The 18,068-nt window shown below is 71.4% G+C and carries 16 protein-coding genes; 9 read left to right on the forward strand and 7 right to left on the reverse strand.

Annotation, left to right across the window (positions count from 1 at the left end; all coding sequences use genetic code 11):
- Positions 1-39: 39 nt before the first annotated feature.
- The 3 genes from QR77_RS26855 to QR77_RS26865 form a co-directional block, all read right to left on the reverse strand.
- On the reverse strand, positions 40-2,445 hold the full coding sequence (locus QR77_RS26855) for a tetratricopeptide repeat protein (RefSeq protein WP_040024627.1): 2,406 nt from the start codon (positions 2,443-2,445) through the stop codon (positions 40-42).
- Positions 2,446-2,470: 25 nt separating this feature from the next.
- Positions 2,471-3,091, reverse strand: a complete 621-nt coding sequence (locus tag QR77_RS26860; RefSeq protein ID WP_040024628.1) for a DUF6879 family protein — start codon at positions 3,089-3,091, stop codon at positions 2,471-2,473.
- A gap of 227 nt (positions 3,092-3,318) precedes the next feature.
- Positions 3,319-4,422, reverse strand: coding sequence for a threonine synthase (locus QR77_RS26865; protein ID WP_078877879.1), 1,104 nt, complete (start codon positions 4,420-4,422; stop codon positions 3,319-3,321).
- A 220-nt stretch (positions 4,423-4,642) separates the two neighbouring features.
- On the opposite strand from QR77_RS26865, the gene QR77_RS26870 reads away from it, so the two are divergent.
- Positions 4,643-5,395 carry a GntR family transcriptional regulator gene (locus QR77_RS26870; protein WP_040024630.1) on the forward strand — a complete coding sequence of 251 codons (753 nt, stop codon included), beginning with the start codon at positions 4,643-4,645 and terminating at the stop codon, positions 5,393-5,395.
- 68 nt (positions 5,396-5,463) lie between these two features.
- Here QR77_RS26870 and QR77_RS26875 read toward each other — a convergent pair whose 3' ends face one another.
- From QR77_RS26875 to QR77_RS26885, 3 genes are read right to left on the reverse strand one after another with little or no spacing between them, the layout of a single operon-like run.
- Positions 5,464-6,126 (reverse strand): response regulator transcription factor, encoded by a 663-nt coding sequence (locus QR77_RS26875; RefSeq protein WP_040024631.1) that lies wholly within the window; start codon positions 6,124-6,126, stop codon positions 5,464-5,466.
- Positions 6,123-7,361, reverse strand: a complete 1,239-nt coding sequence (locus QR77_RS26880) for a histidine kinase (RefSeq protein WP_201778825.1) — start codon at positions 7,359-7,361, stop codon at positions 6,123-6,125. Before QR77_RS26880 ends, QR77_RS26875 begins: the two co-directional genes overlap by 4 nt.
- 26 nt (positions 7,362-7,387) lie before the next feature.
- On the reverse strand, positions 7,388-8,017 hold the full coding sequence (locus QR77_RS26885; protein ID WP_052489092.1) for a hypothetical protein: 630 nt from the start codon (positions 8,015-8,017) through the stop codon (positions 7,388-7,390).
- A gap of 207 nt (positions 8,018-8,224) precedes the next feature.
- On the opposite strand from QR77_RS26885, the gene QR77_RS26890 reads away from it, so the two are divergent.
- The 5 genes from QR77_RS26890 to QR77_RS26910 all read left to right on the forward strand — a co-directional run bounded on the left by QR77_RS26890 (position 8,225) and on the right by QR77_RS26910 (position 14,326).
- Entirely contained in the window at positions 8,225-9,958 is a 1,734-nt protein-coding gene (locus tag QR77_RS26890; protein WP_173476356.1) for a hypothetical protein, read from the forward strand.
- 227 nt (positions 9,959-10,185) lie between these two features.
- Positions 10,186-10,371 (forward strand): SPOR domain-containing protein, encoded by a 186-nt coding sequence (locus QR77_RS26895; protein ID WP_173476357.1) that lies wholly within the window; start codon positions 10,186-10,188, stop codon positions 10,369-10,371.
- A 65-nt stretch (positions 10,372-10,436) separates the two neighbouring features.
- Positions 10,437-10,838, forward strand: a complete 402-nt coding sequence (locus QR77_RS26900) for an NUDIX domain-containing protein (protein WP_078877193.1) — start codon at positions 10,437-10,439, stop codon at positions 10,836-10,838.
- 373 nt (positions 10,839-11,211) lie between these two features.
- Complete coding sequence (locus tag QR77_RS26905) at positions 11,212-11,616, forward strand: ATP-binding protein (protein ID WP_040024634.1); 405 nt, start codon at positions 11,212-11,214, stop codon at positions 11,614-11,616.
- Positions 11,617-11,761: 145 nt separating this feature from the next.
- Entirely contained in the window at positions 11,762-14,326 is a 2,565-nt protein-coding gene (locus QR77_RS26910; protein ID WP_040024635.1) for a SpoIIE family protein phosphatase, read from the forward strand.
- A gap of 48 nt (positions 14,327-14,374) precedes the next feature.
- Here the strand turns inward: QR77_RS26910 and QR77_RS26915 are convergent, their stop codons facing one another.
- Positions 14,375-14,698, reverse strand: a complete 324-nt coding sequence (locus tag QR77_RS26915) for a hypothetical protein (protein ID WP_040024636.1) — start codon at positions 14,696-14,698, stop codon at positions 14,375-14,377.
- 302 nt (positions 14,699-15,000) lie between these two features.
- On the opposite strand from QR77_RS26915, the gene QR77_RS26920 reads away from it, so the two are divergent.
- From QR77_RS26920 to QR77_RS26930, 3 genes are read left to right on the forward strand one after another with little or no spacing between them, the layout of a single operon-like run.
- Positions 15,001-16,026 (forward strand): glycosyl hydrolase family 18 protein, encoded by a 1,026-nt coding sequence (locus QR77_RS26920; protein ID WP_052489727.1) that lies wholly within the window; start codon positions 15,001-15,003, stop codon positions 16,024-16,026.
- A gap of 44 nt (positions 16,027-16,070) precedes the next feature.
- On the forward strand, positions 16,071-16,514 hold the full coding sequence (locus tag QR77_RS26925; RefSeq protein WP_040024637.1) for a MarR family transcriptional regulator: 444 nt from the start codon (positions 16,071-16,073) through the stop codon (positions 16,512-16,514).
- A complete protein-coding gene (locus tag QR77_RS26930; RefSeq protein WP_078877197.1) occupies positions 16,511-18,034 on the forward strand; it encodes an MFS transporter in 1,524 nt (507 codons plus the stop codon). Before QR77_RS26925 ends, QR77_RS26930 begins: the two co-directional genes overlap by 4 nt.
- The last annotated feature ends 34 nt before the right edge of the window (positions 18,035-18,068 follow it).

Genomic DNA, 18,068 nt, shown 5'->3' on the forward strand with positions numbered 1-18,068 from the left:
CGGGCGTCGACAGGCAGGGGCCAGCACGGGAGGCGGGAGCTACTCGTCCAGGCGTCGGCTGATGAACTCTCGCGTCCGCAGCGCCCGGGAATCGTCGAACGCGCCCAGAAGCACCAGTGCTTCGGCCCAGTGACCACGGGCCGCTTCCGGGGCATCGGCGATCAGAGCGTCCGCCAGACCGGCGAGGTCGAGGGCGTGATTCCAGGCGTCGCCCAATTCCCGGTGGACGGCTGCTGCCTCGCGGTGGAAGGAGGCGGCCTCCTCCGGGCGGTCGAGGCGCAGACAGGTCTCCCCGGTACCCCGCCAGGCGAGTGCCTCCCTGCTCCGGTCGCCCAGGCGGCGATGGAGCATGGCGGAACGCTGGTACGACGTCAGCGCGGCGGCGTACTGTCCCGCGGCCTGCCGGCAGTTGCCCAGGGTAAGGAGCCAGTAGCCCTCCAGGCGGTGGTGACGCAGGCGGAGAGCGATGTCCACCGCGTCCTGGGCTTCCTGGAGCGCCGTGTCGAGGTCGCCCTGTTCCCGGTGGAGTTCGGCCATCTCCCGCAGGACGCCGCCCTCGCTGCGTTCGTTTCCCGCCGACCGGTGCATGGCCAGGGCCCGTTCGGCGGCCTCGTACGCCGCCGGAAGGCGCCCGCAGTCCAAGAGGGTGGTGGCGAGATTGGAGAGGGCGACGGCCTGTCCCCGGGTATTGCCCTCGTCCAGGAAGATGCCCGCAGCCTCTTCGAAGAGTTCTGCCGCGGCGTCGAGCCGGCGGGTCCGCAGATGGATCAGCCCGACGAGGTTGAGCGCGTCCGCCTCGTCATGCCGATTTCCCAGGGACCGGGAGATGTCGAGCGCCTGGCGAAGACAGTCCAGAGCGTCGTCCAAGCGGTTCGCGCTCCGGTAGGCCATGCCCAGGCAGAGCAGCAGGAATGCCTGGGCCCGTCGGTCGTCCGACCGCGCGGCGGCCGCCAGTCCGGCCCTGCCTGTGTCGAGCCAGTCGGCGAGAGAGGCGGAAGGCGGCAGCGCGTTCCACAGGACGGCGGCGAGCTGCCAGGTGAGCTGGTCGAGTCCGGCTGCCGCCGCTGCTCCGGCAGCGTGCCGGAGGTTGGTGTACTCGCGCTCCGACCAGTCGACGGCACCGTCGTAATCGGCGAAATCCATGGGCCCCGCCCCTGGTGCGGGCTCGGCCAGCGGGATGTGTTCCTCGTCCGGTTCGATCCAGGTCGCTGCCGAGTCGGCGGTGTGCAGGTACCAGTCCAGGACCCGGCGCAGCGCCGCATCCCGCTGCTGGGGTGGCTCCTCCCGTATTGCCTGGTCGGCGGCGTAGGCACGGAGGAGGTCGTGGAACTGGTAGCGGTCCGGAGCGGTCTGCTCCAGCAGGTGCGCGCCGACGAGGTCGTCCAGAAGCTGTCGGGCGCGACCGACGCCGAGATCGGCGAGCGCGGCCGCGGCGCGCAGAGCGAACTCGGGGCCCGGGTGCAGACCGAGCAGACAGAAAAGGTGGGCGGCGGGCGGGGACAGCGCCCGGTAGGACCACGTGAAAACCGTACGGACCGCATCGGCCTCGTCGTCGTCCCCCGTACTGAGAGCGTCCCAGAGGGCGGACTCGTCGCGCAGGTCGGCGATCAGGTCGTCGAGCCGTAAGTGTGGATGGCTGGCGGCGCGTTCCGCCGCGATACGGAGAGCCAGCGGAAGACGAGCGCAGAGCTGGGCGAGTTCCCGCAGGGCGCTCTCGTCGTCCTCGGGCCGAAACCCACGGGTGACGGCCCGCAGCAGGGCGACCGCCTCCGGCTCGTGGAGCGTGCCGAGGGTCAGTCGCCGTGCCCCGTCCCGGACCGCCAGGCTGGACAGACGGCTGCGGCTGGTGACAACGACCAGGCTGCCGCCGCTGCCGGGCAGCAGCGGTCGCACCTGGCCGACCGTTGCCGCGTTGTCCAGGAGGATCAGCACGCGGCGGTCGGCCAGCAGCGAGCGGTAGAGCGCGGCGGCGTCGTCGACGTCCTGAGGGATGTCGGCGGCGGACGCCCCCAGTGCCCGGAGGAATCCGCGGAGTGCCTGTCGCGCGGTGACGGGTTCGCCCGGGTCGTAGCCACGCAGATTGACGTAGAGCTGGCCGTCCGGGAACTCGTCCTGGACCTGATGGGACCAGCGCAGCGCCAGGGAGGTCTTCCCGGCGCCCGCCGTACCCGCGATCACACAGAGGCATACGACGAGTCGGCCGCCGCCCCGGCCGGGCAGAACGGCATTCAACTGGCACAGTTCGTCCGTACGGTTGACGAAGACCTGTATGTCGGCGGGTAGCTGTCGCGGAGTGGGGCCCGACGTGCCGTGCCCGGCCGCTTCGGCGTGATGGAAGTGGATGCCACCCGATACGCTGCCCGCCTGCACGACGTCACGGGACGTTCCCGACAGGTCGTTGGCCGAGTTCCTCGGGTGCGCGTCGTCTCTTCTCGGCTCGCTCATCGTTTGCTCCGGTCCTACGGTCCTGTTACACGGGCGGGGCGAGAGGCGCGACGGCGCGTTCGAAGTAGGCCGCCAGGTCCTCCGCCGCTCCGTAGAGCGCCTTCAGATACGCCGTCCACGAACCGACGAAGGCAGGATCGGTGTAATGGACCGCTCCGTCCGGCGCTCCTGCCTCCGTGTACAGAACGCGGAAGAGGGTGGTCCCGCCGAGGACCGTCACCTCGGGGAGAGGTCCGACAGACTCCGAGGAAGCGACCGCCTCCGCGTTGAGAACGCGCACCTTCTCGCCTCCGAACCGCACGCGGTGCCAGTGCGAGTGCAACTCCCATTGCAGATAGGGGGTCAGCGGTTCCTCGACCACCCGGATCCGGTGGAAGGTCACGCCCTGGTTCTCGTCGTCCGCGGCCTCGGCGAGCAGGGCGTCGCGCCGTGCGTCGAGATGGCGGAGCGCCTCCGGCCAGTCGCCTCGCCTTAACGCGTCACGGCTGGCGTTGTCCTTCTCCTCGAAGTGCTGTTCGCGTTCGAGTTTCCAGGAGTGGACGTCGCGCATGGCCGCGTAGCGCTGTCCGAAGTCCTCGCCGTATTCCGGTCGGGAGAGGATGCCGCCCTGGTCGACGGGGAGTTCGGGGGCCCGGAGATCAAGCATCAGGGATGTCCACCTTGGCGGCGCTCAGCCTTGTCCCCGGAGTTACCCAGCTCTTGTGCGGACTTGCCGAGCCGCCGCACGAGCAACGCGGACGGATCGGCTTCCCAGGCACGGGACATACCCACCTCCAGGGCGCTACGGAACGTCGCCACCAGACTACGGGGGTACGGTCCGGGGCCGCCTCGTTTTCCCGGTCGCCGGGGCGGGGTGTGCCCCTCGCCCGGGGGTTACCCCGCCGCCAGGCCCGTCTTCATGCCCGCGCCGCACAGTGGTACGACCAGTGAGCGGTCCGTCCAGTCGTTCACCGCCGCCCAGCAGGCGACGCCCGTCGACTCGACGAAGAGTCCCCTGGCCGCCAGATCCCGCTGGGCCGCCCGCAGTTGGTCCTCCGTCACCGTCAGGAACGTGCCGCCCGAGTCGCGTACGGCGCTCAGGATCTGGCGGGCGCGCGGTGGGTTCGGGATGGCGATGCCCTCGGCGAGTGTCGGGGCGGAGGCCGTGGCGGTCGCGGCAGTCGGGCCCAGGTCGTCGTCGCCCGCGTGGAAGGCGGTGGCCAGTGGTGAGACCGCCGCCGCCTGTACGGCGATCAGCGCCGGGCGCTCCGCGATCAGCCCGTGGCCGAGTAGTTCGTCGATCGCGAGTGCCGCCCCCAGGAGCAGCGTGCCGTTGCCCACGGGCACCACGACCGCCTCGGGCAGCCGGCCCCCGAGGTCCTCCCACAGCTCGTAGACGTAGGTCTTCGTGCCGTGCAGGAAGTACGGGTTGTGGACATGGCTCGCGTAGAACGTGCCCGGTTCGCCGGCCGCCGCACGCGCCGCCTGGGCCGTGGCCTCGCGGTCGCCCGCGACCCGTTCGAGCCGTGCGCCGTGGGCCCGGATCTGCTCGGTCTTCTTGGGTGAGGTGGCCTCCGGCACGTACACGGTGCAGGGCAGTCCGGCCCGCGCGCAGTAAGCGGCGACGGCCGTGCCCGCGTTCCCGCTGCTGTCGGCGATCACCCGCTCGGGCCCGAGCCGCAGCGCGAGTTCGGCGAGCATCACCGCGCCGCGGTCCTTGAAGGAGAGCGTCGGCATCAGGAAGTCCAGCTTGGCGCTGACGTGCGGGGTCAGCGGTACGAGCGGGGTGCGGCCCTCGCCGAGGGTGGTCGCCGGCGCGGAGAGCGGGAGGGCCTCCTCGTACCGCCAGAGCGAGTTGACGCGCGCGGCGAGTGACCTCAGAGGTACGGGCTCCGCCTCGAAGTCGAGGTCCCAGGGCCCGCCGCAGACCGGGCAGCACCAGGCGGCGGAGGTGACCGGGGAGCGGGTGCCGTCGGCCGGGCAGCGGTACGTCGTCATGATCACCAGCATGCCAGCCGCGCGGCGTGCGGGAGGGGCCGGCCACCGGCGGCGGTGGCGGGGCGCGCGCCGTCGGGCAGCGCGCCGCCGGACAAACGGTGCGGGACATTCGGGTAAACCTCAGGTCATCACTTCGGGTGAAACATTGGCCCATGCTTGCGGTGATCAACCGACGGTTGCCAGGCTGTTGCTGTCTGTCAACCTTTTGGGGGAGTGGCCAGTGGCTTTCGGTGAGCAGCCCGCCTATCTGCGCGTTGCGAGCGATCTTCGGCAGAAGATCACTGACGGCGCGCTGCCGCCGCACACCCGATTGCCATCGCAGGCCCGTATCCGCGAGGAGTACGGCGTCTCCGACACGGTCGCGCTGGAGGCGCGCAAGGTGCTGATGGCCGAAGGCCTCGTGGAGGGCCGCTCCGGGTCCGGTACGTATGTGAAGGAGCGCCCCGTCCCGCGCCGTATCGCCCGCTCCGGCTACCGGCCGCCGGCCGGCGCCAATCCGTTCCGCCAGGAGCAGTCGGAGGACAGCGCGCGCGGCACCTGGGAGTCGAGCAGCGAGCAGGACGCGGCTGCCGCCGACATCGCCGCCAGGCTCGGGATCGAGCCGGGCGACCGCGTGATGCGTACGCGCTATCTCTTCAGGGACGGGGGCGAGCCGATGATGGTCTCCACCTCCTGGGAGCCGCTGGCCGTCACGGGGCGTACGCCGGTGATGCTGCCCGAGGAGGGACCGCTCGGCGGCTGCGGGGTGGTCGAGCGGATGGCGGCCATCGGTTTCGTCGTGGACAACGTGCTGGAGGAGGTCGGCGCGCGCCGGGGCCTGGCGGAGGAGCTGATGGAGCTCGGCGGAGTGCCCGGCCATGTGGTGATGGTGCTGGAGCGTACGTACTACGCGTCGGGGCGGCCGGTGGAGACGGCGGACGTGGTCGTGCCCGCCGACCGGTATCGCATCGCGTACCACCTGTCGGTCAAGTGATTCCGAGCTCCTGCGCGACCAAGTGACGTCCGGCCCCTCCGCGACATCCCTGCGCCCTGGCGGAACCCTCAGTCCGGGCGCCCCGGCACCGTCAGCCCCGTCTCGTAGGCGAGGATCACCGCCTGGATGCGGTCGCGCATGCCCAGCTTCGTCAGCACATTGCTCACATGCGTCTTCACGGTGTGCTCGCTGATCACCAGCGCCCTGGCGATCTCGGCGTTGGCCAGCCCCCTGGCCAGCAGCCGCAGCGTCTCCCGCTCGCGCGCGGTGAGTACGGCGAGACGGCCGGCGGCGTCCGGGGAAGGGGCCGGCCGTTCCGTGTAGCGGGCGATCAGCTTGCCGGTGATGGCCGGGGCGAGAAGCTGTTCGCCGGCGGCCACCACCCGTACGGCACGGGCGAGTTCGTCGCGGCGTACGTCCTTCAGCAGGAACCCGCTCGCCCCGGCGCGCAGCGCGTCGTAGACATAGCTGTCCAGGTCGAAGGTGGTCAGGATCAGCACCTTGCAGTCGCTCTCGGCGCTGACGATCCCGGCCGCCTCGATGCCGTCCATGCCGGGCATCCGGATGTCCAGCAGCAGCACATCGGGCCGGTGGGTACGGACCGCCTCGACCGCCGCCGCCCCGTCGCCCGCCTCAGCGACCACCTCGATGCCGGGCTGCGCCTGGAGGATCATGCCGAACCCCGCCCGGACCAGCTCCTGATCGTCGGCGACCACGACGCGTACGGTCATGCCCGTTCCCCGTCCGCCGCGCGGGCGAGCGGCAGTTCGGCGCGAACGACGAATCCGGCGCCGTCCTCGCGCGGTCCCGCCGACATCGTGCCGTTGCTCGCCGCCGTGCGCTCGCGCATCCCGATCAGACCGTGACCGGTGCCCGGCAGGGCGGGGCCGCCGCCGCGTCCGTCGTCCTCGATCTCTATCACCAGCGTCCCCTGCCCCCAGTGCAGCCGGATGTCGGCGTGTGCCGCTTCGGAGTGCTTCACGATATTGGTGACGGCTTCCTGGGCGATGTGGAAGACGGCGATCTCGGTGTCGGGTGCCACCGGCCGCGGCCGGCCGGTGGCAGCGTACGTCACCCGCAGCGCGGGGCCGCAGGCGCGCTCGGCCAGTGCGGGCAGATCGGCGAGTGTCCGCCGCGGTGTCCGGGCGCCGTCGTCGTCGCTGAGCACCGTGAGGATGCGGCGTAGTTGGAGCATGGCGTCCCTGCCGGTGTCGGCGATGGTGTCGAAGACGCCCTCGACCCGGGCCGGGTCGGCCACGGCGACGACCGGTCCGGCCTCGGCCTGGACCACCATCAGCGCGACGGCGTGCGACAGGATGTCGTGCATGTCCCTGGCGATCCTGGCCCGCTCCCGCTCGGCGGCCCGCTGCGCCTCCACCACCCGGTCCCGCTCCAGTCGCGCGGCGCGCTCGCGCAGTGCCCGGGTGTAGGACCGCGATGTCGCGGCCGCCCTGCCGAGCGCGTACGCGGCCACGAACATCACGGTGCTGCGCAGCGCGGTCTCCGGGGAGCGGGCGAGCAGGCTGCCGCCGACCGTGACCACCAGCATGGTGACCCTGGCGCGCGGCCCGCTCCGGTCGGCGACGCCGTGGACGGCGATCAGCCCCGCGTACCAGACCGGTTGGGAGGGCACATGCTCCGCCAGGTCGTAACTGGCCGTGGTGGCGAGGCTGATGAGGAGAACGGCGACCGGGAAACGCGCGCGCAGCAGTAGCGGCAGAGCCGAACCCACCACAACCACATAGCCCCACCAGTGCCAGGGGCCGCCCGCCGGATGGAAGTCGGCGAGGAACGGCCAGAGTTGGGCCACCAGGACGCACAGGATGAGCAGTACGTCGCGAGCGCGCGGCGGCAGCGACCCCACCCGCCGCCGGACCTCGGCGGCGGCGCGGGTCACGGCTGCGGTCGGCCCCCGGCCCGGCCCGGCGACGTCCCCGGCCTTCGTCGTCGCGATGAGATTCGGCACGGCGTCCAACTCTGTCGCGCCCCGCCTCAGCGGGTAGCGGCGGGGTTCGGCAGGGCCTCCCCCGGGGCGGCTCCGGGACGAACGGCACCGGCGGCACCCGCGGCACGGACGGCGCGCAGGATCATCACGTACGACACCAGGAGCAGCAGCGCCCCGAAGGGGATGAGGTCCTTGTCGATGAGCGGAGTCGCCATGTCGACGAGCACCAGCAGCGGGGTCCATGCCTTGATCCTCCGGCCGAGGGCGAGTTGGACCACCAGGGCGACCTGGCCCACGTAGAACAGATAGGGCCCGACGGTGTACGCCAGCGGCATGAGGCCCGGGAACGACTGGATGTCCTCGGTGCGCGCGCTCATCGCGAGATGGCTGTCGGACAGCAGCCCGGAGACGATGTCGATGCCGAACTGCACCGTCAGAGCGAGCGCGCCGAGCGTCGCGACGCCGACGAAGAAGGTGGCGAGCCGCGTGCGGCCCCCGAGTGCGCGCATGTGTGTGAAGGCGACGACGGAGAGCGCCATCGCCCCGACGAAGGCCAGATGGCCGGTGGTCCACGCGAGCCCGGGGCCGCGCGTCCCGTCGAGTCCGTCGAGGATGCGGATGACGCCGTAGGCGAAGGTGAGCAGGGGCGCGCCGATGAAGGCGGTGCGGGGGTTCATGGGCGCCATCCTTCTCGGGCCCGGGGCCGAAGTAATCGCCGGAGCGAGCCGTTGTCGTATCCCTCGCGCGGGGGAGTCCGTGACGGCGAGTTAACCGGCGCGCCGCCGCCGTAACCGCGGGGCAATCACTCGCTGATGTGGCCTGTCATGTCCAGCTCCTACCTTCCGGTCCGTACCGGTATACCGCTGACGAACGGGAAGTCACCGATGACGGACACCGCTCTGCCCGCCGCACCCACGCCACCAGGACCGCCCGGCACTCCGCCCGGAGCGCCCCCGCACGGCGAGGACCCGCCGAAGCGCAGCTACGCCAAACTCGCCGCCGACGAGAGCCGCGAGGACTTCTCGCTCCGCTACGCCCCGCACGCGTACCGCCGCTGGTCGCCCTCGACCGTGGCGGGCACCGCCCTCGGCGGGATCGCCTATCTGGCCGACTTCGCCATCGGCGCCTCGATCGTCTTCACCTACGGTTTCACCAGCGGCCTCGCCTCGATCCTCACGGCAGCGGTGATCATCTTCGTCACCGGCATCCCGATCGCGCGCGCCTGCGCCAAGTACGGCCTGGACATGGACCTCATCACCCGGGGCGCCGGCTTCGGCTACTTCGGCTCCACGCTGACGTCCCTGATCTACGCCTCCTTCACCTTCATCTTCTTCGCGCTCGAAGGCTCGATCATGGCGCAGGCCATGCACCAGGCCATCGGGCTCCCGGTCCAGTTCGGCTATCTGCTGACGACGCTGATCGTCATCCCGATCGTCTTCCGCGGCATGGGCGCCCTCGCGAAGGTGCAGGCCTGGACGCAGCCGGTCTGGCTCATCGGGCTCGTCCTGCCGTTCGTCGTACTGGCCTTCAACGCCCCTGACTCCTGGGGCGCCTTCACCTCCTTCGGCGGTACGGAGGGAGCGGGCTCCGGCTTCGACTGGATCGGCTTCGGACTCGGTACGGGCGTGGCCCTCTCGCTCATCGCCCAGATCGGCGAGCAGGCCGACTACCTGCGCTTCATGCCGGCCCGTACGGAGCGGAACAAGCGCCGCTGGAACGTCGCCGTCCTCGCGGCCGGACCCGGCTGGGTCGTCATCGGCGCCGCCAAACAGCTCGGCGGCGCCTTCCTCGCCTTCGTGGCGCTGGAGGCGGTCGGCAAGACGCACGCCCTGGAGCCGATAGCACCGCAGATCGAGGCGCTCAAGCCGTGGCTCGGCTCGTTCGCCCTGCCGGCGGCGGCGCTCTTCGTGATCGTCTCGCAGATCAAGATCAATGTGACCAACGCCTACAGCGGCTCGCTGTCCTGGTCGAACTTCTTCTCCCGCCTCACCCACCGGCATCCCGGGCGGGTCTGGTACATCTTCCTGAACCTCGCCATCGCGCTGACGCTGATGGAGATGGACATGTTCGCCGCGCTCAACAAACTGCTCGGCTTCTACTCCAACGTGGGCATCGCCTGGATCACCGCCGTCGCCGCCGACCTCGTCATCAACAAACGGATCGGGCTCAGCCCCAAGTACATCGAGTTCAAGCGCGCCTATCTGTACGCGGTGAACCCGGCCGGCTTCGGGTCGATGGTGATCGCCTCGGTCGTCTCGATCCTCGCGTTCTTCGGCCTGTTCGGGGAGTACGCGGAGGCATTCTCGACCTTCATCGCGGCCGGACTCGCCCTGATCCTCTGCCCGTTGATCGCCTGGGCGACCAAGGGGAAGTACTACCTGGCCCGTCCGAACCCGGTCAACGGCCCCGGCGCCGAGGTCCCCGACATCACCGCCACCCACCTCTGCGCGGTCTGCGACACGGCGTACGAACTCCCGGACATCGCCGACTGCCCGGCGCACGCGGGCCCGATCTGCTCGCTCTGCTGTTCGCTGGACTCGACATGCGGGGACGCGTGCCGGAAGGCCCCGGCCGCCGGTGCTGTCCTGATGCCGATGCCGACCGTACGGGGGGAGTGAGCGGCCCCGCGCCGACAGGGGCCGGAAAACGCCGACGGGTGCCGGAAAAAGAAGGGGGCGCGCGCTGTGAGTGCGCCCCCTGTTTTGGTCGGTTGTTGGCCGGATGCGTACGTCTTTGTGGGAACCCATATCCGCTGCGTAAAGGTCAGGCGTACGCTCGGGCATATGCGGAGTGCGGTTTCCTGGAGATCTTCAGCGAGATGCGGGCCGGCAGCGGGAGGGGCGCGATGAACGAGAACGCCGCCCTGCTGCCCTGGGTGGTCATACGGCAGGACGACAAGGACAACCGCTATCGCGTCGGCCGGTTCGCCACGAAGGACGAGGCGGAGAAGACCGCCGAGGGCCTCGACGCCTCGGGCCACCAGCGCCTTTACTGCGTGGAGCGCGTCGGCCAGGGCCTCCCGCAGCCGTAACACCCTCCCTCCGTGCCCGGGTAAGGTCCCGTTCGATCACCTTCAGGACGAGCGGGAACGGGACGTTGGCTGTGCTCATCGACACGGTGGCCTGGGTACGCATCGAGGGCGGCCGCATTCTGTGCGCGCGGCCGCGCGGGAAGGACGTCTTCTACATCCCCGGCGGTAAGCGCGAGGGTGCGGAGAGCGATCTGGAGACCCTGGTGCGCGAGATCGAGGAGGAGCTGACGGTTCTCCTCGCCCCCGAGTCGGTCGCGCACGTGGGCACGTACGAGGCAGGGGTGCCCGGCCTCAGCGACGACACCGTGGTCCGGATGAGCTGCTACACCGCCGAGTACCGGGGGACGCTGGCCGCCAGCAGCGAGATCGAGGCGATGACCTGGTTCTCGTACGCCGACCGCGCGGCGGTGCCTCCCGTCGACCAGCTCCTCTTCGACGACCTGTACGCCCGCGGCGAGCTGGCCTGAACCGGGGGCGGCCGGCCGGAACGCCAGCGAGCGCCGCCCGCCCCGCAGTTGCTCCGTCATCGGCCCCGCCGCCGGCCCCCGCCATGGGCTCCCGCCGCGCGCCGCGCATGTTTCATGCCGCGTTTCATGCCGCCACTCGCCGTTCCCGCCGCTTCCCCCACATGGCGGGCGGCGCACGACCCCATGCGATCCGGCCGGAGAATGGCCGGGACCAAGGGGGTTGCCATGCGCTCCGCGCGCCCCGTTAACGCGCTCCGTACGCCGTTGGTGCCACCGTGCGCCCACCTTGACGATAGGCGACCCCAATTGCGGGGTATGTCACAGTTTGAACCCCCTGAACCAGGGACGAGGGGGCCCCGGCTGGGCTTGGGAAGTGGTCGGCTTGATCGGCACAGAGGGCGCGTGCGCCGAGTGGATTTTTCCTGCTGAGCCCGGCGCCGTGCGCTCCGCCCGCCATGCCGTGCACGAGGCGCTCCAGACCTGGAACGTACCCCCGGCGGTCTCCGACGTGGCCGTGCTGCTGGTCAGCGAGCTGGTGACCAACTCCTGCCTGTACGCCCTCGGACCGATCGGGGTGCGGCTGAGTCTTCCCGATCCCGACGTACTGTTGGTCGAGGTCTCCGATCCCGTGCCGGACGCGCCGGTCGCGCGCGCCGTCGGCCCGGAGGACGAGGGTGGTCGCGGACTTCAGCTCGTGGCCGGTTCCGCGCGCCGCTGGGGCACGCGACGCGGGAAGACAGGTAAGACCGTGTGGTTCGAGCTGCCCCTCCTTGGTTAGAAGTGTGAAGGGACAACGATCACGTCGGCTCGGCTCAAAAAGAACGAGACCGTGATGTGATCGTGAACGCCGTGTCGGCTGGGGCCGTAGTGCTGAATACTGCGGGCATGGCCGGTCCGGTGCGTGAGCTGGAGGGGACGGTCGCGTGAGCGAGATACCTGAGACGACGGGCGACGTCGTGTGGCAGAGCAGCCCGCCCGGCTCTATCTATGACTACATCCGGGTCGCTTCGTTCTCGATCGGGCCCGACGGCCTGGTCGACCAGTGGAGCGCCCGGGCTGCCGAGCTGTTCGGAATCAGCGCCTCCGAGGTCAGGGGCAAGGATCCGGTCGAGGTCTTCATGCCCGCCGGACTGCGTCCGCGCGGCCATCGGAAGATGAGCGAGATCCTGGACGGCAAGGAGTGGACGGGCCTGGTCCCGTTCCACACGCCCGGCGGGAGCGGAGCCGACGAGACCTCGATCGCCGAGGTCTATGTGATGCCCAGTGAGACGGACCGGGGCGAACGGGGCGCGGTCTGCATCGTCGTCGACGTCCGCGTACTGCGCCGGATCGAGACAGACCTCGCCTCTTCGCAGTCGATTTTCGGCCAAGCTCCGTTCGGCTTCCTGCTCTTCGGCACCGACCTCAAGGTGCAGCGCGTCAACGAGCGGTTCGCCAAGGTCTTCGGCGGCCCTGTCGAGAGCCATCGCGGCCGTACCGCGTACGACTACCTCTCGCGCGGCGAGGCCGAGCGGCTGACGTCCGCCGTGCAGCGGGTGCTGCGGACCGGAGAGCCCGTCACCGACCTGCCGGTCGTGGGCACTCCGCCCGGCGCCACCGAGCGCAGACACTGGTCGGTCAACCTCTACCGCGTCAACGGCGCCGCCGGCCGGCCCCTCGGCATCGCCGGTCTCAGCACCGATGTCACACGCCGTCATATCGCGGCCCGCGAGGCCGCGAACGCCCGCCGCAACCTCGCCCTGCTCAACGAGGCGAGCGCCCGGATCGGCAACTCGCTCGACCTGGAGACGACGGCCAGGGAACTGCTCGACGTCGCTGTCCCCGGCTTCTGCGACCTCGCCGCCGTCGACCTCTACCAGTCGCTGCTCACCGGCGAGGAAGCCCCGCCCGGACGCTGGAGCTCCACCGGTTCCGACTCCGGCGACGGCAGCGCGCGGCTGCGCAGGGTCGCCTTCGCCAGCGCCGTCTCCGACGTCCCGCTGACCGGCCCCGACGGCGCCGTGGCCGGCGGCTACGAGCCCCCCGACGTCGGGGCCGTGCACCGCTTCCCGTTCAGCTCCCAGGCGGCAGGTGCCCTGCGTACGGCACGCGTGCAGACGATCCCGGGGGCGCCCGGCAGCCTCGTCCAGTCCACGTTCGCCGTCCCGATGGTCGCGCACGACACGGTGGTCGGGCTCGTGCAGTTCTCCAGGACGAAGGGCAGCGAGCCGTTCGGCGACCGGGACAGGGCGCTCGCAGTCGAGCTGGCCGCCCGCGCCGCCGTCTGTATCGACAACGCCAGGCTCTACCGCAGGGAGCACGAGCGCGCGCTGATCCTGCAGCGCAGCCTGCTCCCGCCCGGCGACCCCGAGGCGGCGGGTCTCGACATCGCCTGCCGCTACCTCCCCGGCAACACGGCGACCGAGGTCGGCGGTGACTGGTTCGACGTGATCGAGCTGCCGGGACACCGCACCGCGCTCGTCGTCGGGGACGTGATGGGACGCGGGCTGCGCGCCGCCGTCGCGATGGGCGAGCTGCGTACGGCCGTACGCACCCTCGCCCTGCTCGACCTCGAACCCGCCGAGGTGCTCTCGGCGCTCGACGAGATCGCGCGCGGCCTCGGCACCCCCAGCGGCGCCCAGCAGGCCTCGCGCGTCGCCCACAAGGCCCGCGACGCCGACCTCTCCGAGGTCTACCTCGCGACCTGCGTCTACGCGGTCTACGACCCGGTCACCCGGCGCTGCACCTTCGCCAACGCCGGTCACCTGCCGCCCGTCGTGGTGGAGCCAGGCGAGAAGGCGCTGCTGCTCGACGTACCGCCCGGCATGCCGCTCGGCGTGGGCGGCGAACCCTTCGAACAGATCGAGGTCGACCTGCCGGAGGGCGCGCTCCTCGCGCTCTACACGGACGGTCTCGTCGAATCCAGGGACCACCCGCTCGACGAGGGACTCACGGGGCTGCGCGCCGCCCTCACCAACCCGGCGCGCCCGCTTGAGGACGTCTGCGACCACGTCCTCAACACCCTCGACACCCGGCACGGCGAGGACGACATCGCCCTCCTGATGGCCAGGATCCAGGGGCTCGCGACGGACGCGGTGGGCGACTGGCGGATGCCGCGCGAGCCGCGCTCGGTCGGCCGGGCGCGCGAGCTGGCCCGTGGACAGTTGGTCGAGTGGAATCTCGAACCGCTCGTGGACACCGTGGAGCTGCTGGTCAGCGAGCTGGTCACGAACGCCATGCGGTACGGCGAGGGCGAGATCAGGCTACGGCTGCTGCTCGACCGCACGCTCGTCTGCGAGGTGTGGGACGCGGGCCTCGTCCAGCCGAGGCGCCGCCGGGCCCGTGACACGGACGAGGGGGGCAGGGGCCTCCAGTTGGTCGGGCTGCTGAGCGCCGCGTGGGGCTCGCGCCGTACGCCGCGGGGCAAGACGGTCTGGTTCGAACTCGCGCTGCCGGACGGCGACTCGACGACCGAGCCGTCGGCGGAGCAACTGCTGAGCATGTTCTGAGCCGGGGGCGGCTCCGGCACGGCCGCCGGAAGCCGCGAGGACCGGGCGCTACCGCTTGCCGCCGTGCGGCGTCGTACGCCTCGCCGCCCGCCGCTTGCGCTTCCGGTAGGAGTAGGTCACGAGCGCCGACACCGCGACCAGCACGCCGATCGGCAGCAGCAGATTGACCGAGGCCCCGCCGGCGTCGGTGTCCTTACGGGCGGCGCCGGCCAGCCCCCACATCGTGACCAGTACGGACGCCAGGACCAGGGAGGCCCTGCGCGTCCGGGGCCGTATCCGGCACCCGGTGCGGGCGCGACCACGGCCCCGGAGGCGGGCGCGGAACTCCGTACGCGTACGGCTGCTGCCGTTTCGGCTTCCGGGCGGCGTCATGTTTTGGACCGTATGTCCGGTCACCGCCGACCGCTACCCCACGGGCCTCGCATAATCTGTGGCTGTCCCGCCCAGGGGGGCCTGGGGCTGATGGGGATGCCAGGGGGAGGCATGTTGTGAGTGCACGGCTGCGTGGATTCGGACGATTCGGACGGACCGCAGGGACTGGGGAGTCCGCGGAGACCGCGGAGACCGCGGGGGCCACGGCGATCGCGGGGACTGCGGAGACCGCCGGGACTACGGAGACCGCCGGGGACGCGGGGACAGCACGGACCACGGGGCGGCTCTGGCGCAGCCCCCGCCTGAGGTGGCCCAAGCGCGTCGCGCTGGCGCTCGCCGTCCTGCTGGTCGTCCCCGCCACCACCGGCGCCGTCGCGCTGCGGGTCGGCTACGCGGGCACGATCGAGGACGGCACCCGGACGCGCGGCCGCGACGCCATCTGGCTCGGTCACGCCTGGGTCGACGGCCGGAAGAAGGACGCGGATCTCAGGGCGTTCGCGCGCCAGATCAAGGGGACCGGCCTGCGGGACCTGTACGTCCACGCGGGGCCGCTCGAACACGACGGCACCCTGCCCGCCTCGCGCTACTCGCGCGCGGCCTGGCTGATCGCCGCCGTGCACCGCGAGATACCCGGCGTACGCGTGCACGCCTGGCTCGGCGACAGACTCGCCACCGAGGGCCCGGCCGGGCTGCGCCTGGAGCGCGCGGCGACCCGCGCCAACGTCGTGCGCTCGGCGGCGCAGGTGCTCGACGACGGCTTCGACGGGGTCCACTTCGACCTGGAGCCGCTGCACTCCGGCGACAGCCACTACCTCACGCTCCTCGACGCCCTGGGCGCGCTGACGAAGGCACGGGGCAAGCCCCTGTCGATCGCCGCCCACCAGATCGACCCGCTGCCCGGACAGCACGCCGTCGCCGGGGCGCTCACCGGGCACCCCAAGTGGTGGTCGCAGGCGTACTTCGCGGAGGTCGCGCGCCGCGTCGATCAGATCGCGGTCATGTCCTACGACACGGCCATGCCGCTGGAGAGCCTGTACGGGGGGTACGTCGCCCAGCAGACCACCCTCGCCCTCGAAGTCACCCCGAAGTCCACCGATCTGCTGATGGGCCTGCCCTTCTACCACGAGAACAAGCTCGGCCACCGGGAGAAGGCCGAGACGGTGGCGGCCGCCGTCCGGGGCACGCGCCTCGCGCTCGGCCGTACCGACCTGCACAGGGAGCACTTCGGAGTCGCGCTCTACGTCGACTTCGCGGCGGAGGAGAGCGACTGGACGGCGTACCGCGAGGGGTGGGGCTGTACGACCTCCGCCTCGTGCGACCAGGGTTGACAGGCAAACTTGCAAGGCTTCCTGTCCATCCCTATCCTGAATGTATGTCCGAAGAGTCCGGAGAGCTGACCGCCGAGCAGGTCGCCGTCGACCTGGCCGCCGTCGTGAGCACCCTGATGCGCAGGCTGCGCACGGCCACGCCCGACAGCCGGCTCACCCCCTCCCAGCGCTCGGTCCTCTCCCGTCTCGACGTCGAGGGTCCCTCGACCACGGCCGCGCTCGCCCGCGCCGAGTACGTACGGCCGCAGTCGATGCGGCTGACGCTCACGGCCCTGGAGGAACAGGCGCTGGTCGAGCGGACCCCGGACCCCCACGACGGCAGGCAGTCGGTCGTCTCCGCCACCGCGCTCGGCCGCAGCACCCTCGCCGTGGTCCGGGCCGCCAAGCAGAGCTGGCTGGCGGGGGCGATCGACGAGGAACTCGACGGCGCCGAGCGCCGCGTCCTCGCCGACGCCGTGGACCTGTTGCGCCGACTGGTCGAGAAATGAGCCTGCGTGACGACACGAGGAGCGTGACCCGGGGCGGTACGGACCTCACGAAGCACGCGCACCTGCCCGCGCAGGCGACTGGACCGGCTCCCGGCCACGCTCCCGACCACGACGGCTCCGATCGGGGCCCGGACCGCGCCGCCAGGGGCTTCAGCGGCCGTCTCACCGCGCCCCTGCTGATCGGCTCGCTGCTCAACCCGCTCAACACCACCATGATCTCCACCGCGCTGGTGTCGATCGGGCAGACCTTCGGGATCGGCTCGGCCGACACCGCGTGGCTGATCTCCGTGCTCTACCTGGCCAGCGCCGTCGCGCAGCCCGTCCTCGGCAAGCTCGCCGACGCGCTGGGCCCGCGCCGGATATTCCTGGCCGGTCTGGTGGTCGTCTTCGCCTCCGGACTCGTCGGTACGGCGGCCACGTCCTTCACCTGGCTCATCGTCTCCCGGCTGCTGCTCGGCATCGGCACCTCCGCCGCGTATCCGGCCGCCATGTCCGTCCTGCGCGACGAGGGGAAGCGGGTCGGCAGGCAGCCCCCGCGCACCGTACTGGCCCGCGTCTCCTTCGCCGCCCTCGGCAGCGCGGCCGTCGGCCCCACCCTCGGCGGCCTGCTCGTCACCCTCGTCGGCTGGCGCGGCATCTTCGCCGTCAACCTGCCCGTGGCGCTGATCGCCTTCGTGGCCGCGCTGATCTGGATCCCCGCCGACCCGCCGCGCGCAGCACGAGCCGGTACGGGCGCCGACCGGGCCGACAGGCCCGAGCCGCTGAGGACCGCGCTCGACCCGCTCGGCATCACCCTCTTCGCCACCGCCCTGACGGTGCTCGTCTTCTTCCTGCTCGACCTCGCGCACCCCGCCTGGTGGCTGCTCGCCCCCTTCGCCGTACTCACGGCCCTCCTGGTCCGCTGGCAGCTCCGCACGCCCCGCCCCTTCATCGACCTGCGCATGCTCGCCGGCAACGGCCCGCTGGCCCGCACCTACCTGCGCCACGGCCTGAGCTACCTGCTCATCTACTGCGTGATGTACGGCTACACCCAGTGGCTGGAGGAGGGGCGCGGCTTCTCCTCCGGGTACACCGGCCTGCTCATGCTGCCGATGTCGGTGGCCGCGCTGGCCTGCTCGCTGCTCGGCGCCCGTACGAAGAGCATCCGCGGCCCGCTGACCCTCGCCTGCCTGCTGCTCACCGCCGGAGCCGGCCTGCTGGCCTTCATCGGCGGCGACAGCCCGCTCGCCCTGCTGCTGGTCGCCGGAGCGTGCTTCGGGATCCCGCAGGGCCTGATCGGTACGAGCAACCAGGCGGCCGTCCAGGCGCACGCCCCGCCGAAGGACATCGGCTCGGCCGCCGGGCTCCAGCGCACCGCGCAGTACATCGGCGCCATCGCCGCCTCAAGCCTGATCGCCCTCGCCTACGGCCAGAAGGCCGGCGACAGCGGTCTGCACCTCATGGCCTTCGTCTCGGTCGGCCTCGGGGTGCTCCTGATCGTCCTGACACTCACGGACCGGGCGCTGCGCGTGCGGTCCTGAACCCTTCCGGGTCTTCCTGAACCCCGACCCACCA

The sequence above is a fragment of the Streptomyces sp. 150FB genome, from assembly GCF_000818195.1.
In the GTDB taxonomy this organism is placed as follows: Bacteria; Actinomycetota; Actinomycetes; order Streptomycetales; family Streptomycetaceae; genus Streptomyces.